1 protein-coding gene is annotated in these 403 nt (G+C 36.5%); it reads left to right on the top strand.

Annotated elements, in window-relative coordinates; translation table 11 throughout:
• Positions 1-202: YopJ family acetyltransferase (locus tag J7R10_RS09220; protein ID WP_484792998.1), on the top strand; the 202-nt coding region annotated here is incomplete at its 5' end.
• Between the last annotated feature and the right edge of the window lie 201 nt (positions 203-403).

Consider the following 403-nt stretch of genomic DNA (forward strand, 5'->3'; position numbering starts at 1 on the left):
TTACAAGCACACTCAAAGCAAAAGACATCTAGAAAAATATGTACAGTCAAATCCAGAGGCTGAACAAGAAAAAGTAAACAAAAAATGCGAAGCACTTACTGAGAGATTTAAGAAGAGGTTAGTGACAACAGAGGAAGGAAAAAATGTCTCTGTTTCGCCACATAGAAAAAGAGTCGCTGAATATAAATCTCTGATGATGTAGTAATGTTATTGCGCATAGGTGGAAAGAACTAAAGTCACGACTTTCCGGTTTAGGACTTCAATGTTATTCTATGAGCAAATTTTCCTGCTTATGCGATCTATATAACACGAACACTGTAACCCGTAGCTATTAAAGCCACAGTCAGTTTTTATCTCAAAAATGGGACCTCTTAAAGCACTCTCAACAGTTCTAGAGGTATTA

Source organism: Bartonella vinsonii subsp. berkhoffii ATCC 51672, assembly GCF_902825225.1.
GTDB lineage: Bacteria > Pseudomonadota > Alphaproteobacteria > Rhizobiales > Rhizobiaceae > Bartonella > Bartonella berkhoffii.